Here is a 15360-nt window from a genome sequence, read left to right on the forward strand (position 1 = left end):
GGCGCTGGAAAGTGGGCCAAGTTAGTTTTTGGCCTTCCCAGCGTCGACACCTAGTTCAGAAAACGCCCCCCGACTGAGGGGGCGCCCTCCTCAAACTTCGAGCCTTTCCCCCGCCGCATCGAACCACATCGTCTTGGCGGCCTCGAAGCCGAAGCGGACCTGGGCGCCGTCTTCCACCTCCGGCTGGCCCGGCAGCACGGCCGAGACGGTGGAGCCGGCGCAGCTCAGCCAGACGACATGCTGGTTGCCCAGCGGCTCGACCAGCTGGATCTCGGCGGCGAAGGGCTGGTCGGCGCCCAGGCGCACGTTCTCGGGCCGCACGGCCAGCGTCAGCACCTCGCCCTGCGGGCGCGAGGCCAGGGCCTTGGGCAGCGGCAGGTTGAGTGCCGGCGACACGAACAGGCTGCCTTCGCCGATCTGGCCCTCGATGCGGTTGATGGCCGGCGAGCCGACGAAGCCGGCCACGCGCAGGTTGTTGGGCTTTTCGTAGACCTCGGCCGGCGTGCCGATCTGCTGGATGACGCCCTGGTGCATGACGACGATGCGGGTGGCCAGCGTCATGGCCTCGACCTGGTCGTGGGTCACGTAGATCATGGTGTTGCCCAGGCGCGTGTGCAGCAGCTTGAGCTCGCGGCGCAGATCGGTGCGCAGCTTGGCGTCGAGGTTGGACAGGGGCTCGTCCAGCAGCAGCACCTTGGCCTCGCGCACGACGGCCCGGCCGATGGCGACGCGCTGGCGCTGGCCGCCGGACAGCTGCGCGGGCCGGCGCTCCAGCAAGGGGCCGAGCTGCAGCATGTCGGCCGCGGCGGCCACGCGCTTTTCGAGCTCGGCCTTGGGCGTCTTGGCCATCTTCAGCGGGAAGGCCAGGTTCTCCTTCACCGTCATGGTCGGGTAGAGGGCATAGCTCTGGAACACCATGCCGACGCCGCGCTGGCTGGGCTCGGCGCGCGTCATGTCCTGCTCGCCGATGTGGATGCTGCCGCCGCTGACCTGGTTGAGTCCGGCGATGGTGTGCAGCAGCGTGGACTTGCCGCAGCCCGAGGGGCCCAGCAGCACGAGGAACTCGCCGCTGTTGACGTCGAGGTCCAGTCCTTTGATGACCTCGTGGTTGCCGAAGCGGATGCTGAGGTCCTGGATGTGTACGCGGGTCAAGGTGGGTCTCCTGTGTTCTGCAAGATCTTGGCGAAGGTCTGCTGCACCGTCTGCACGGGGATGTCGCGGTTCCAATAGTCGCTGACGGCGCGTTCGAGCGCCGTCAGCTGCGCCGGGGCCAGCAGCAATTCGGTGTTGCCCACGAGACGCCCGGCATCGCGCAGCGCCGCGGCACCGGCCTGGGCGCAGGCGTCCAGCGTGCGGGTGTCGAGGTCGGTGCGCACCGGCACCGAGCCCTTGCGGGCACTGAAGGCGAGCTGGGTCGCGGGCGCGGTGGCGACGCGGGCCAGCAGGGCCTGGGCGGGGCGGGCGCTGCCGTCCCTGTCCTTCGGGAACACCAGCACATCGCCGCTGACGATATAGGGCGGACGCGGCCCCAGGCCCGTCGCGCAGCCGTAGTCGCGGCCGGGCTGCTGGCCGCCCTGGGCGAACTCGCCCTTGGCCCAGTCGCCCATGAACTGCAGGCCGGCGCGGCCATTGACCAGCAGGGCCGTCGTGTCGGCCCAGCTGCGCCCGGGCGAGGCCGGGTCGACGTAGCGGCGCAGCTTCTTGTAGCTCAACAGCACCTGGCGCAGCGCCTCGCCCTGCACGGCCGCTGCGTCACGGTCGCGCAGCACGGCGAGATACAGGTCGCGGCCGCCCTGGTTGGCCAGCAGGGCGATGAAGAGATTGAGGTCCTGCCAGGGCTGGCCGCCATGGGCCAGCGGGATCAGTCCGGCGGCCTGCAACCTGTCCAGCGTGGCGAAGAGCTCGTCCACGCTGCGCGGCTCGACCTTGACGCCGGCCTTGGCGAGGGCCGCCTTGGAGCTCCACAGCCACACCGGCATGTGGATGCTGACAGGGGCGGCATAGACATGGCCGTCCACCTTGACGGCGTCCAGCAGCACGGCCGGCAGCACCTCGGCCCAGCGGCCCTGGGCGGCCACGTCGTCGATGGCGTTGAGCCGGCCTTCGCGCGCCAGGCGCACCAGGGCGCGCGAGGGATTGAACTGGGCGGCCATGGGCGGGTTGCCCGCGGCGATGCGCCCGAACACGACGGCGCGGGCCTGCTCCGAGGCGCCGACGCCCAGCTCGCGCCACTGGCCGCCGGCCGCGCGGTAGGCCTCGGCCAGGGCTTGCTGGGCGGCAATCTCGCCCGGCGAGGTCCACCAATGCACGACGTCGGTCGGCGTCCCGGCCTGGGCCGCGGCGGCCAGCAGGGCAGGGGCGACACGGAGCAGGGCGCGCAGCATGCGGGCATCATTACCGACAATTAAGAAACTTAATATCGTATTAACCATAAGCCCGGGCGCCGCTAAAGTCGCAAGCCATGAACCTGCTGCTTGCCGAAGACGACGCCCTGCTGGCCGACGCCCTGCAGCAGCAGCTGCTGAATGCCTCGTTCAAGGTCGAATGGGCCGAGAACGGCGCCGTGGCCGAGTACCTGCTGAAGAAGCAGGACTTCGACGTCGCCATCCTCGACCTCGGCCTGCCCATGGTGGACGGCCTGACCGTGCTCAAGCGTGTGCGCGAGGCGGGCCGGACCCTGCCCATCCTCGTGCTGACGGCCCTGGACGCGCTGGAGCACCGCGTCGCCGGCCTGCAGGCCGGTGCCGACGACTACCTGACCAAGCCCTTCGACTTCCCCGAGCTGGAGGCGCGCCTGCATGCGCTGATGCGCCGCGGCCGCCCGGCCTCGCAGAGCCAGCAGCTGCGCCGCTTGAGCCTGGACCGCACGGCGCGGCGCGCCAGCATCGGTGGTGAGGCCCTGGAGCTGAGCCCGCGCGAGTGGTCGCTGCTGGATCTGCTGGTGTCCGAGCGCGATCGCGTCGTCACCAAGGCCCAGATCGTCGAGGCCTGGGGCGCCGACGAGGGCGGCTCCATCGAGGTCTACATCCACCGCCTGCGCAAGAAGCTCGAAGGCTCGGGCCTGGCCGTGCGCACGGTGCGCGGCCTGGGCTATCTGCTCGAAGCCAGCTCATCGTGACCACGCCGGCCGGCCGCTCGCTGCACCGGCAACTGCTGCTGTGGTTGCTGCTGCCGCAGATCGTGCTGTGGCTGGTGGCGGCCTTTGGCGCCTATCGCCTGGCCAGCAAGCATGCCGACGAGCTGGTCGATGCCAGCCTGCTGCAGGCCGCCCGCGCGCTGGCTCGGCAGATCAAGCCCACGTCCAGCGGCCTCTTCGTCGACCTGCCGCGCTCGGCCCAGGACATCCTGGCCGCCGACCCCGACGACCGCGTGATGTACATGGTCAGCTCGCCGCCGGGCCAGCTGCTGCTGGGCGACGCGCGCCTGCCGCAGCCGCCGGGCACGCCGGAGCTCAATGAGCCGGTGTTCTTCAATGCCACGGTGCCCGAGGCGATGCGGGTCGTGTCCCTGGACCTGCACCTGGGCGCCGCCGGCGCGGCCGACTCGACGCTGCGCGTGCAGATCGCCCGCTCCAGCGCACCGCGCGAGCTGCTGGCGCGGCGCATGCTGCTGGACACGGCCCTGCCGCTGTCGCTGCTGATCGCGCTGATGAGCATGGTGGTCTGGGCCGGCATCCGCAGGGGCTTGAAGCCGCTGGCCGAGCTGCAGCAGCAGGTCGAGGGTCGGCGTGCCGATGCGCTGGACCCGGTGCAGCTGCGCGCCGCCCCGCCCGAGGTCAGCGCCCTGGCCGGCGCCGTCAACGAGTTGCTGGGCCAGGTGCAGCACAGCCTGGCCACGCAGCGCCGCTTCATCAGCGATGCCGCCCACCAGCTGCGCACGCCGTTGGCCGGGCTGAAGAGCCAGACCGAGCTGGCCCTGGATGCGACCACCGAGCCGGCCCTGCGCCAGCGCCTGGAGCGCGTGCACGAGAGCGCCGTGCGCGGCGCGCGGCTGGTGTCGCAATTGCTTGTGCTGGCCCGCGCGGAACCCGAGGCCTTCACCGCCCAGGGCTGGGGGACGGTGGACTGCGACCGGCTCGTGCACGAGGTGACGGCCGACTGGGTGCCGCGCGCGCTGGCCGCCGGCTGCGACCTCGGCGTGGACGTCGTCAACGAAGGGCTGAAGGTGCAGGGCGTCGAGCTGCTGCTGCGCGAGGCCCTGGTCAACCTCATCGACAACGCCCTGCGCTACGCCGGGCAAGCCGCCACCATCACCGTCAAGCTGCGCCGCGCCGGCGACGACGTGTGGCTGGACGTCGAGGACAACGGCCCCGGCCTGGCACCCGGGCTGCGCGAACGCGTCTTCGAGCGCTTCGTGCGGGGCGCGACGACGGGCGAAGGCTGCGGCCTGGGCCTGGCCATAGCTCGCGAGATCGCCGAGCGCCATGGCGGCAGCGCCGAACTGCTGCCAGCCGCGCCCCACGGTTGCATCGCGCGGCTGACCCTGCCCATCCTTCAAACCTAGCGGCCGACGCCGTCGACCTGGTCCTCCTGCGCTTCGCGCTTGTGACGAGCTGCGGTAAGGTTGGAGGTCCCAGCCCGGGACCTCAATGACCGCCGCCTTGCGCACCGTTCTGTATTGCTGGGCCTTGCTCGGCCTGCTGGAGCTTGCGCAGGCCGCGCCGTCCATCCATGTGCCGGCGCAGGAAAAGGCGCCGCACAAGTTCATCCTTGACGGCCCGCAGCCGAGCGGCATCTGCCCGGACCTGCTGCGCGCGCTGGAACGCCTCGACCCCGGTTTGCGCTTCCACGGCTATGGCAGCGCGCTGTCGCTGCCGCTGATCGACGTTGGCCTGCGCAACGGCAATGTCGGCGCGGCCTGCGGATTGCTTGAGCGTGCGGAGCGCCATGCCTATGCGACCCGGTTGCTGCCGCCGCTCTATCGCGTGAGGCATCGGGTTGCGGTGCGTGCCGACGACGAAGCGAACCCGCGGTCGCTGGCGGACCTGCTGGTGCTGTCGGGCGACCAGGCGGTGATCGTGACGCGCGGGTCGGCCTACCCGGCCATGCTGCGCGAGGCCGGGTTCAAGGTCGACGATTCGACCGGCGACTACCAGGCCAATCTGCGCAAGCTGCTGGCCGGTCGCGCGCGCTTCATCTACGGCGGCGAGCAGGCGCTGTGGCGCAGCATTCAGCAGGCCCAGCTGACGCAGCGCCTGCGCCTGCTGCCCACCGTGTTTGCCGAAGAACCCATCTACCTGTGGGCCAGCCAGCAGCTGTCGCCCGCGCAGCGTGAAGGCATCGCGCGCGGGCTTGAGCGCCTGGAGGCCAGCGGCGAACTGGCGGCCATCGTGCGCCACTACCACCAGCAACCCTGAGCCCGGCCAGGCCCTAAACCGCCTTGCCGGCCGCCAGCGCCCGCAGCCGCCCGCGCTGGCTGCGGCACCAGCCGATCAGCTCATTCGCCGGCATGGGCTTGGCGATCAGATACCCCTGGGCGACGTCGCAGCCCAGTTCGGCCAGCAGTTTCCAGTCCTCGACAGTCTCCACGCCCTCGGCCACGGTGCAAACACCCAGGCGCTTGCCCATGTCCAGCGAGCTGTTGAGGATGGCGCGGCGGTTGCTGCGCTCGCTGGCGCCGTTGACGAAGATGCGGTCGATCTTCAGCTCGGTGAAGGGGCTGCGCGACAGGGTCTGCATCGACGAGTAGCCGATGCCGTAGTCGTCCATCGACAGGCCGAAACCCTTCAACCCCAGCCGCGCCAGGTTGGCCAGGGAGTGGCTGTTCATGATCATGGTCTCGGTGACCTCCCAGATCACCGAGGCTGGGGCGGCGCCGTGCTGGGCGACGAGCTCGGTCAGCCGGTCGATGAAGGCCTGCTCGGCCAGGTCGTCGGCCGACAGGTTCAGCGACAGCGTCAGCGCGGGCATCGCGCGCGTCCATTCCCGCAGATGGCGCAGGGCCTGGTCGACCATGGACAGCGTGAAGCGCGCCATCAACGGCGTGCCCTCGATGCGCGGGATGAAGGTCTGCGGCCCCAGCAGGCCGTGGTCGGGGTGCTGCCAGCGCGCCAGCGCCTCGACGCCCTTGACGAGGCCGGTGGCGATGCCGACCTTGGGTTGCACATGGGGGATGAATTCGCCGGCGCCCAGGGCCCGGCAGATCTCGGCCTCGTCGGGTTCGAATTGCGGCCTCGGCCCGCCGCCGCCCTTGCGCGGCTGGGCCTGCTCCAGCAGGCGCGCCAGCGCCGCGGCCGTGACCGGCTTGGGCAGGGTGCCGAGCAGCTTCAACCGGTCTTCGCCGGCGCCCATGCTCTCGACGGTCTCGAGCAGGCGTGGGTCGCGTGCGCTGGTGACGATGAGGTTCTCGACCTGGCGACCCTCGGCCAGGCGGCCGATCAGCTCGATGCCGTCCATGCCCGGCATGTCGATGTCGGTGATGACGAGGAAGATGCGCTGCCCGGGCTGCTGCTCCAGCAGCCGCAAGGCCTCCAGGCCGTCGCCGGCCTGCAGCACCTTGCCGATCTTGAGCTCCTGCACCAGCGACACCAGATGGCCACGTTGCACGGCGCTGTCCTCGACGACGAGGGCCACCAGCTGGCGCAGGGCTTCGTCGGTCATCAGGACTCTCCCCGCCCGCCGGTGCGCGACATCTGCTGCACGATTTCGGCGGCGATGGCGCTCAGCGGCAGGCTGCGCTCGACGGCGCCGCGTTTGACCGCCTCCTTGGGCATGCCGTAGACGACGCAGCTGCGCTCATCCTGACCCAGCGTGCGGGCGCCGGCCTGGCGCATCTCCAGCAAGCCGTTGGCGCCGTCGTCGCCCATGCCCGTCATGATGATGCCCAGCGCATTGGCGCCGGCGCAGCGGCTGACGGAGCGGAACAGCACGTCCACCGACGGCCGGTGGCGGTTGACCAGCGGCCCGTCGGCCACCTCGACGAAATACTGGGCGCCGTTGCGGCGCATGATCATGTGCTTGCCGCCAGGCGCAATGAGGGCCCGGCCGGGCAGCACGCGGTCGTTGCTGGCGGCCTCCTTGACCTCGATCTCGCACAGCGAGTTCAGGCGGGCGGCGAACGCGGCCGTGAACTTCTCGGGCATGTGCTGCACGATGACGATGCCGGGGCAGACGCGGGGCAGGGCGGTCAGCACTTCCTCCAGGGCCTGGGTGCCGCCGGTGGAGGTGCCGATGGCGACGACCTGCTCGGTGGTCTGGGCCATGGCGCGTGGCTCGCCCGGCGGCAGCACGGCGTCGGCCGTCAGCTTGACGCGGGGGACGGGCACGGCGGCAGCCGCGCGCGGGGCCAGCCGGCTCACATTGGCCGCCGCCGCGGCACGCACGGCGCCGACGAGTTCACTGGCGTTGGATTGCAGGAACTTCTTCAGCTCCAGCTTGGGCTTGGTGACGATGGCCACGGCGCCGGCGGCCAGCGCATCCATGGACGTCTGCGTGCCCTTCTCGGTCAGCGTCGAGCAGATGACGACCGGCGTCGGCCGCTCACCCATGATCTGACGCAGGAAGGTGATGCCGTCCATGCGCGGCATCTCGACGTCCAGCACGATGACGTCGGGCCACACGGTCTTCATGCGCTCCATGGCCAGCAGGGGGTCGGCCACGGCATGCGTCACCTCGATGCCGGGCGCGGCGTTGAGCAGGCCGGACAGCACCTGCCGCACGACGGCGGAGTCGTCGACCACCATGACCTTGATGCTCATGTCATGGCTCTCCCCGCGGTCTGCCTGGCGTGGCGCATCCAGACTTCGCCGGTGCGGATGCTGAAGATGATCTGCCGGTGGCCGCCGCCAAACAGGCTCTCGGACACGATGGGAATCCCATGGCGGTGCAGCAGGGTCCGTGCCGCCTCGCCGTTCTGGCGGCCGACGTCGGGCAGCCCGCTGCCGGGCTCGAACATCGCCCCGCCGCCGAAGACCTTGGCCACGCAGTCCGCCGGCGTGACGCCCAGGGCCTGCAGATCAGCGAGCATCAAGGCCAGCGCCTCGTCGCCGTAGCGGCCGCTCAGGCCCCGATCGGGTGAGGAGGACGGCCCGCCGGCGAGCACGAAGTGGGACATCGCACCCAGGCGCCGCTGCGCCTCCCACAGCACGATGGACACGCAGGACCCCAGCAGGGTGCTGATGCGGTAGCGCTCGTCTCCGGCGAAATGCTGGCCGGGGAGGAGAACAATGGTCTTGGCGTCCGGCATGGCATCAGGGCTTGCGGTAGACCGAAGGCATCACCGGGCGGACCTGGCTGCTGACGTCGTTGAGCGTCTCGGAATGCCCGATCAGCAGATGCCCGCCGGGCTTCAGCTGGCCCACCAGGCGCGAGACGACGCGCCGCTTGGTGTCGTTGCTGAAGTAGATCATCACGTTGCGCAGGAAGATCAGGTCGAAGTGAGCCTGGGGCGGCAGGGTCTGGTCGAGGTTGATTTGCGTGAACTGCACGCGCTGGCGCAGCGAACGCTGCACGAGCAGGGTGCCCGCCTGCGGACCGGTGCCGCGCAGGCAGAAGCGCTGCAGATACGCCAGCGGGATGTGGGTGGTGCGCTCGACCGGGTAGTGGCCGAAGCGCGCCCGCTGCAGCACCCGGCTGCTGATGTCCGAGGCCACGACCTCCCAGGGGCGGCTCTCGCCCAGGCAGTCGGCCAGCACCATGGCAATGCTGTAGGCCTCCTCGCCGCTGGAGCAGGCGGCGCTCCAGACGCGCAGGCCGCGCCCGGCGTCGCGCGCCGCCCCGGCCCACTCGCGCAGCAGCTCGAAATGGCGCGGCTCGCGGAAGAAATAGGTCTCGTTGGTCGTCAGTTGGTCGATGGCGACCTGGCGTTCCGCCGCCTGGCCGGGCTGGCTGATCAGCTGCAGGTAGTCGCCGTAGCTGTTGAGGCGGTGGTGGCGCAGGCGCTTTTCCAGTCGGCCGCTGACCAGCACCTTCTTGCTGTTCGACAGGCTGATGCCGGCCGCTTCGTAGATGAAGGACTGGAAGCGTGCGAATTCCTGGTCGCCCAGTTCGATCATGAACCTGCCGCGGTGAGGGCCTGCAGCTGCTCCATGTCGTGCAGGGACAGCACCTGCTCGATGTCCAGCAGGATGACGAACTTGCCGCCCACCTTGCCCATGCCGGCGATGAACTGCGGCGCGACGCGCATGCCGAAGCCGGGTGCGGGCTCGATGTCGGCAGGGGCGATCTCCTGCACCGCGTTGACCGAGTCGACGATGACGCCGATGACCTGCTGCTCGTCATTGAGGCGCAGTTCGACGATGACGATGCAGGTGCGCTTGCTGACCTCGGCGCTGGGCCGGCCGAAGCGCGCGGCCAGGTCCATGACGGGCACGACGGCGCCACGCAGGTTGATGACGCCGCGGATGGTGCTGGGCATCATCGGCACGGGCGTGATGCCGCCGTACTCGATGATCTCCTTGATGGCCAGGATGCCGATGGCGAAGACTTCGCCGCCAAGCATGAAGGTCAGGTATTGCTGCGGTTCCGTGGTGGCGGAGCGGCCGCCGGCCTGGGGGACGAGGGCGTTCATGGGCGCGATTCAGCGGGTATCAATACTTGACGAACAGGGACTCGTCCGGCTCCGCGTCGCTGAAGCCTCCCTTGGCCTCGGCCGGCTGGCCGGGCCGCGCGGCCGCCCGCCTGGCCGGCGCCGGGGCGCGGCGCCGCAGGGGCGTACCGCGTCCGGCGCCCTCGACGCGGAAGAAGGCGATGGTGGCCTGCAGTTCCTCGGCCTGGCTGCTCATCTCCTCGGCCGTGGCGGCCAGCTGTTCGGAGCCGGCGGCGTTCTGCTGCGTCGTCTGGCTGAGCTGGCCGACGGCGGAGTTGATCTGCGCCACGCCGCTGGACTGCTCCTCGGAAGCGGCCGTGATCTCCTGCACCAGGTCGGAGGTCTTCTTGATGTTGGGCACGATGGCGTCCAGCAACTGGCCGGCCCTCTCGGCCAGCTCGACGCTGCTGCTGGCGACCTCGCCGATCTCCTGGGCCGCGACCTGGCTGCGCTCGGCCAGCTTGCGCACCTCGGCCGCCACGACGGCGAAGCCCTTGCCATGCTCGCCGGCGCGGGCGGCCTCGATGGCGGCATTCAGGGCCAGCAGATTGGTCTGGTAGGCGATGTCGTCGATGATGACGATCTTCTTGGCGATCTGCTTCATCGCCGACACGGTGGACTTGACCGCCTCACCGCCCTCGGCCGCCTCGGTGGCCGCCTTGCTGGCCATGGCGTCGGTGACCTTGGCGTTCTCCGTGTTCTGGGCGATGGACGCCGTCATCTGCTCGACGGAGGCGCTGGTCTCCTCGACGCCGGCGGCCTGCTCGCTGGTGGCCTGCGACAGCGACTGGGCCGTGGCGCTGACCTGCTCGGCGGCGCCGGTGATGCCCTCGGCGCCGCTGCTGACCTCGGAGACGACCTGGCTGAGCTTTTCGACCATGGCCTTCATCGCAGCCAGCAGGCTCTTGGTGTCGCCGGGCTTGGTCTGGATGTCCACCGTCAGATTGCCGGCGGCCACCTCGGTGACCATGGCTGCCGCGTAGTCCGGCTCGCCGCCGAGCTGGGCCAGCAGGTTGCGGATGATGACGAAGGCCAGCGCGACGCCGATGACGAGGCCGCCGATGATGAGGCCGATGTTCATCCTGGTGGTCGACGCGGCCTGTGCCGTGGCCTCGTTGAAGTCCGCTTCCGCCACGTTCTCCTGCAGCTCCTGCAGCTTGCCCAGGAAGCCGCGGGCGACGCGGAACTGGTCGTCGGCCTTGGAGACGGTCTCCAGCGCGGCGGCATTGTTGCCTTCCCTGTGCTGGGTCATGGCGCGGCCGCCGGCCTCGCGGTAGGCGGTCCAGGCGGGCATGAACTCGTCGGCCAGCTTCTTTTCCTCGGCGGTCAGCGTCGTGGCGAGATAGGCCTTGCTGTTCTTTTCGAACACGCCGTCCTCGCGTGCAATGCGCTGCAGCAGCGGCTCGGCATCGGCCGCGCTGGTGACGCGCGCCAGCTTGAGCAGATTGATGCGGATCTGGTAGGCCGCGTCGCTGAGCTTGCTGAGCTGCACCAGGGCGACGGTGCGATCCTCGTACACCGTCTTCAGCTTGGCATTGCTGAACTCCATGCCGCGCAGACCGGCCAGGCCGATCAGCAGCATCGCAATCGCCATGACGGCGACCAGCAGGCCCAGTCGCATGGCGACGGTCATCTTGTTGAGCATTTGTCTTCCTTTCGAAGGTGGCGACTCAGTGGGCTCGGGAGACGGGTACTGCGTGGGAGGAGGCGTGATGGGCGTGGCGCTGGCCGGTCTGGTGCAGCAGGGCGGCGATGTCCAGGATCAGCGCGACGGCACCGTTGCCGAGGATGGTGGAGCCGCTGATGCACTTGACCTGCTGGAAGACGCGCGAGAGCGGCTTGATGACGGTCTGGAACTCGCCCAGCAGCGCGTCCACGACGAGGCCGGCGCGCTGGCCGGCGTGCTGGATGACGACGACGCTCTCGCGCCGCGGCACGGGGGCGTCGATGTCGAAGAAGCTGCGCAGCCTGACGAAGGGCAGCACTTCGCCGCGCAGATTGCAGTAGTCGTGGCCGGTCTCGGCGCTGAACTCGATGCACTCCTCGATCAGGTCCAGCGGCACGACGAAGACCGAGTCGCCGACCTTGACGAGGAAGCCGTCGATGATGGCCAGCGTCAGCGGCAGGCGCACGCTGACGGTGGTGCCCAGGCCTTCGGTGCTGCGGATGCTGACGGTGCCGCGCAGGGCGGTGATGTTGCGCTTGACGACGTCCATGCCGACGCCGCGGCCCGACAGGTTGGTGATCTGCTCGGCGGTGGAAAAGCCAGGTTCGAAGATCAGCTCGAAGACTTCGGAGTCGCTCAGGCTGGCGCCCGGGTCGACCAGGCCGCGCTCCAGGGCCTTGGCCAGGATGCGGTCGCGCTTGAGGCCGCCGCCGTCGTCGCTGACCTCGATGACGATGCTGCCGGAGTCGTGGAAGGCATTGAGCTTGACCAGGCCCTTGGCCGGCTTGCCGCGGGCGATGCGCGCCTGGACCGGCTCGATGCCGTGGTCGATGGCGTTGCGCACCAGGTGCAGCAGGGGGTCGCCGATCTTCTCGACGACGGTCTTGTCCAGCTCGGCGTCCTCGCCGCTGACCTGCAGGGCGATGTCCTTGCCGATCTCGCGGGACACGTCGTGCACGACGCGCTGGAACTTGTTGAAGGTGGCGCCGATCTTGACCATGCGCAGCTGCAGGGCTCCGTCGCGCACGGCCTGCACCAGGCCGGCCATGCGCGAGGTGCTCTCCTGCAGCTCGGGGTACTGCACCTGGCGAGCCAGCAGGTCGGCGCTGGCGCCGGCGATGATGAGTTCACCGACGAGGTTGATGAGGTGGTCCAGCCGGTCTGCATCGACGCGGATGGAGCGGCTTTCCTGGCTGCGCGTCTCGGTGCTCTGGCGCTGCTTGGCCAGGGCGGCGTCGACGACGGCCGGCGGCACGGCCTGCTGCTCGATGAGGATGGCGCCGAGCTTGTTTTCCGTGCTGCCGGCGGCGCTGGCCTCGGCCTGGGCGGCGAGCGCCGCCTCCAGCTCGCGTGCGGTGACGCTGCCGCAGCTGACGAGGATCTCGCCCAGCCGCGCCGGTTCCTCGGGCAGGCCCTTGATGAGGGCGACGTAGTCCTCGATGCGGCTGTTGGGCGGCAGGATGCGCAGGCTGCAGTCGTCCTGCACGAACTCGAACACGCCCTCGATGGCGGCCTTGTCGGCGCTGCTCTGCAGGGCGATCTCGAAGCCGAGGTAGCAGCTCTCGGCGTCCATCTCGTCGGCATCGGCGGGCAGGGCGTCGGCCAGCGTGACCAGGGCGGCGATGCGGCCGATCTGGCCCAGGTAGCGGATGAAGGACAGCGGGTCCATGCCCATGCGCAGCACGTCGCGGCCGAAGCGCAGCGAGAGGTGCCAGAGCTCCTCCGTCGTCGCGCTCGCGCCGTCGTGGCGGTGGATGCGCTCGACCTCGGCCAGCGGCACGTCCAGGGCCAATCCGGAAGAAGTTGGCGTGCCGGGCTCCATCCAGCGCCGCAGCTGGGCCATCAGCAACTGGGCGTTCTGGGCGCTGGCGGCGTCCTCGTCGGTGTGGCCGGCCTCCAGGCGGTCGATCAGCACCGTGAGATGGTCGCAGCAGGACAGCAGCAGCACGACCAGCTCGTCATTGATGACCAGCTTGCCGTCGCGGACCTCGTCCAGCAGGCTCTCCACGACGTGGGTGAAGCTGACGAAATGGTCCAGGCCGAACAGGCCGGCCGAGCCCTTGATGGTGTGGGCGGCGCGGAAGATGGCGTTGACCGCTTCGTCGGGCGCGCTGGACTGCTCGATGCCGAGCAGGGCGCTCTCCATGTCGGCTAGCAGCTCGCGGCACTCGACGATGAAGGTCTGCAGGGCGGCGTCAAGATCCATGTCGGCCTCCCGCCGCGGGTGCGGCCACGATCAGCGGGTCGCCGAAGAAGGTGGCGACATTGAGCAGCTCGAACACTTCCAGCACGGCCGGGCTGTGGCCGACGAGGTGCAGTTCGCGCTGCAGCGCGCGGGCCTGCTGCTTGGCCAGCATCAACAGCTGCAGGCCGGCGGTGTCGAATTCGGTGACGCCGGACAGGTCGATCTCCAGGCCGGCATCGGCCTTGGCCAGCGTCTGCAGCAGCAGCGGCTTGAGCTCCGCGGCGCGGTAGATGCTCAGCTCGCCGTCGAGAGCCAAGGTGGCAGCGCTCATGGATGCCCCCTTCGCGCTGCGCGCCGTCCCACCAGGCGGGGGCGCGCTTGCCTGGGGCGGCCCGGCGTGGCGCTCATGGCAGCACGAGCTTTTGCACCGCGTTCAGCATGACCTCGGGCCGGAAGGGCTTGACCACCCAGGCCTTGGCGCCCGCCGCCTGGCCCTCGGCCTTCTTGGCCTCGGCCGACTCCGTCGTCAGCATGATGACCGGCGTGAAGCGGTAGGCCGGCATGGCCTTCATGGCTTTGACGAAGCTGATGCCGTCCATATTGGGCATGTTCACGTCGCTGATGACGAGGTGGATCTTCTGCCCGTTCAGCTTGGACAGCGCATCCTTGCCGTCGCAGCCTTCGATGACCGTGTAGCCCGCGCCCTTCAGCGCGATGCCCACCACCTGTCGCAGCGAGGCGGAGTCATCCACCACCAGGATCGTCTTGCTCATGCTGGGCCTTCCTAGAAGAAAGTGATCTCGTCCGCGGCGGCCGGCGCCGGCGCGCCGGCAGCGCCTTGGCCGCGGTGAATCTTGCGTTCATCGGCCATGGCATAGGTCTTCTCCAGGGCCGTCAGCAGGGCACGGGCATCGAGGGCGCGCAATCTGCCACTGCTTTCATAGTCCTGCAGCAGCTCGTGCAGGGCCGCTGGCACGGCATCGATGCTGTCGCGCACATGGCTCATGACCTGGCTGATGCGGTCCTGGAACTGCAGATGCACCAGGGCCTCGCTGATCTCCTGCTGAAGATAGTCGCGGCCGCTCTTCAGGTGGCTGCCGGACTCGACCAGGGCGTCGGTGGAGCGGCGGAACTGCTGCAACACGCCGTCGATGATCTCGGCCGACTGCTTGGTGGCGGCATCGTCCTGCACGCGCGACTGGACGGCAGCCTTGCTGGTGGCGGTGATGGCCTCGCTGATCGTCGTCACCTTGGCGGCGATGTGGCGGCCGGTTTCGGCGGAGGCCTGGGACAGCTGCCTGACCTCCTGCGCCACGACGGCGAAACTGCGGCCCTGCTCGCCGGCCCTTGCGGCCTCGATGGCGGCATTCAGGGCCAGCAGATTGGTCTGCTGGGCGATGCGGGCCACGTCGGCCGCCATGCCCTGCAGCTCGTCGATGTACTGCTCCAGCGCCTGGATCTTGCCCAGCATCTCGGCCTTGGCGCCCATGGCCACTTCCAGCGACCTGACGACCTGGCCAAGATCGCGCTCGCCCTGGGCGAAGACGGCGACCAGGCCGCCATCACCGCTGGCGATGGAGTCGGCCGCCATGTCGGACAGGCGGGCCGTCTCGTCGAGCTGCTGCACGATGCCGGCAAAGCGCTCGGCCAGAGCCGAGATGGCCGTCTCGACCTGGGTGCGGCTGGATTCGATGTGGCCGCTCCAGACCGGCAGCAGGGTCTCGCCGAGCTGGCGCTCGCCTTCCAGATGAGCCTGGACTTCGGCACGCAGGCCGGCCTGCCACTGGGTGAGGCTGCGCGTCAGCGCGAAGCCGGCGGCCAGCAGCACAAGGGCCACGCCGGCAGGCAGCAAGCCCAGGCCGCCGATGCCCAGCACGGCCACTGCCGCCACCACACCCAGACCCAGCGGCGCCCAGCGCTGCCAGGCGGCCGGCGCGGACGCCATGACATGGGCCGGGCTGTCGTGAATTTGCATGCACCGCCT

Annotated in this window: 15 protein-coding genes; 3 read left to right on the plus strand and 12 right to left on the minus strand. The window is 69.7% G+C overall.

Translation table 11 applies throughout. The features are described from left to right. Positions 1 to 90 precede the first annotated feature (90 nt). Both J2X20_RS25695 and J2X20_RS25700 read right to left on the minus strand, forming a co-directional pair. Complete coding sequence (locus tag J2X20_RS25695; protein WP_310271689.1) at positions 91 to 1152, minus strand: ABC transporter ATP-binding protein; 1062 nt, start codon at positions 1150 to 1152, stop codon at positions 91 to 93. Next, positions 1149 to 2384: an ABC transporter substrate-binding protein gene (locus J2X20_RS25700; RefSeq protein ID WP_310271692.1), complete on the minus strand. Its 1236-nt coding sequence runs from the start codon at positions 2382 to 2384 to the stop codon at positions 1149 to 1151. The genes J2X20_RS25695 and J2X20_RS25700 overlap by 4 nt, the downstream gene beginning before the upstream one ends. Positions 2385 to 2461: 77 nt before the next feature. On the opposite strand from J2X20_RS25700, the gene J2X20_RS25705 reads away from it, so the two are divergent. The 3 genes from J2X20_RS25705 to J2X20_RS25715 all read left to right on the plus strand — a co-directional run bounded on the left by J2X20_RS25705 (position 2462) and on the right by J2X20_RS25715 (position 5356). Next, positions 2462 to 3118, plus strand: a complete 657-nt coding sequence (locus tag J2X20_RS25705; RefSeq protein WP_310271695.1) for a response regulator transcription factor — start codon at positions 2462 to 2464, stop codon at positions 3116 to 3118. Continuing rightward, on the plus strand, positions 3115 to 4503 hold the full coding sequence (locus tag J2X20_RS25710; protein ID WP_310271697.1) for a sensor histidine kinase: 1389 nt from the start codon (positions 3115 to 3117) through the stop codon (positions 4501 to 4503). Before J2X20_RS25705 ends, J2X20_RS25710 begins: the two co-directional genes overlap by 4 nt. Positions 4504 to 4600: 97 nt before the next feature. Beyond that, positions 4601 to 5356: a substrate-binding periplasmic protein gene (locus J2X20_RS25715; RefSeq protein WP_310271699.1), complete on the plus strand. Its 756-nt coding sequence runs from the start codon at positions 4601 to 4603 to the stop codon at positions 5354 to 5356. Positions 5357 to 5369: 13 nt separating this feature from the next. Here the strand turns inward: J2X20_RS25715 and J2X20_RS25720 are convergent, their stop codons facing one another. The 10 genes from J2X20_RS25720 to J2X20_RS25765 form a co-directional block, all read right to left on the minus strand. Next, on the minus strand, positions 5370 to 6599 hold the full coding sequence (locus tag J2X20_RS25720; protein ID WP_310271702.1) for an EAL domain-containing response regulator: 1230 nt from the start codon (positions 6597 to 6599) through the stop codon (positions 5370 to 5372). After that, positions 6599 to 7696 carry a protein-glutamate methylesterase/protein-glutamine glutaminase gene (locus J2X20_RS25725; RefSeq protein ID WP_310271705.1) on the minus strand — a complete coding sequence of 366 codons (1098 nt, stop codon included), beginning with the start codon at positions 7694 to 7696 and terminating at the stop codon, positions 6599 to 6601. The genes J2X20_RS25720 and J2X20_RS25725 overlap by 1 nt, the downstream gene beginning before the upstream one ends. Continuing rightward, the gene (locus tag J2X20_RS25730) at positions 7693 to 8184 is read right to left on the minus strand and encodes a chemotaxis protein CheD (protein ID WP_310271709.1); all 492 of its coding nucleotides are present in this window, start codon (positions 8182 to 8184) and stop codon (positions 7693 to 7695) included. Before J2X20_RS25730 ends, J2X20_RS25725 begins: the two co-directional genes overlap by 4 nt. 4 nt (positions 8185 to 8188) lie before the next feature. After that, the gene (locus J2X20_RS25735) at positions 8189 to 8992 is read right to left on the minus strand and encodes a CheR family methyltransferase (protein WP_310271711.1); all 804 of its coding nucleotides are present in this window, start codon (positions 8990 to 8992) and stop codon (positions 8189 to 8191) included. After that, complete coding sequence (locus tag J2X20_RS25740; RefSeq protein WP_310271714.1) at positions 8989 to 9507, minus strand: chemotaxis protein CheW; 519 nt, start codon at positions 9505 to 9507, stop codon at positions 8989 to 8991. Before J2X20_RS25740 ends, J2X20_RS25735 begins: the two co-directional genes overlap by 4 nt. 19 nt (positions 9508 to 9526) lie before the next feature. Next, complete coding sequence (locus tag J2X20_RS25745) at positions 9527 to 11170, minus strand: methyl-accepting chemotaxis protein (protein ID WP_310271717.1); 1644 nt, start codon at positions 11168 to 11170, stop codon at positions 9527 to 9529. Between the two features lie 25 nt (positions 11171 to 11195). Next, complete coding sequence (locus J2X20_RS25750; RefSeq protein WP_310271720.1) at positions 11196 to 13397, minus strand: chemotaxis protein CheA; 2202 nt, start codon at positions 13395 to 13397, stop codon at positions 11196 to 11198. Then, positions 13387 to 13707 carry an STAS domain-containing protein gene (locus J2X20_RS25755; protein ID WP_310271723.1) on the minus strand — a complete coding sequence of 107 codons (321 nt, stop codon included), beginning with the start codon at positions 13705 to 13707 and terminating at the stop codon, positions 13387 to 13389. Before J2X20_RS25755 ends, J2X20_RS25750 begins: the two co-directional genes overlap by 11 nt. A gap of 73 nt (positions 13708 to 13780) precedes the next feature. Continuing rightward, positions 13781 to 14149: a response regulator gene (locus tag J2X20_RS25760; RefSeq protein WP_310271725.1), complete on the minus strand. Its 369-nt coding sequence runs from the start codon at positions 14147 to 14149 to the stop codon at positions 13781 to 13783. Between the two features lie 11 nt (positions 14150 to 14160). Further along, entirely contained in the window at positions 14161 to 15351 is a 1191-nt protein-coding gene (locus tag J2X20_RS25765) for a methyl-accepting chemotaxis protein (protein ID WP_310271728.1), read from the minus strand. Between the last annotated feature and the right edge of the window lie 9 nt (positions 15352 to 15360).

This window comes from Roseateles saccharophilus (assembly GCF_031458095.1).
GTDB lineage: Bacteria > Pseudomonadota > Gammaproteobacteria > Burkholderiales > Burkholderiaceae_C > Pelomonas > Pelomonas saccharophila_A.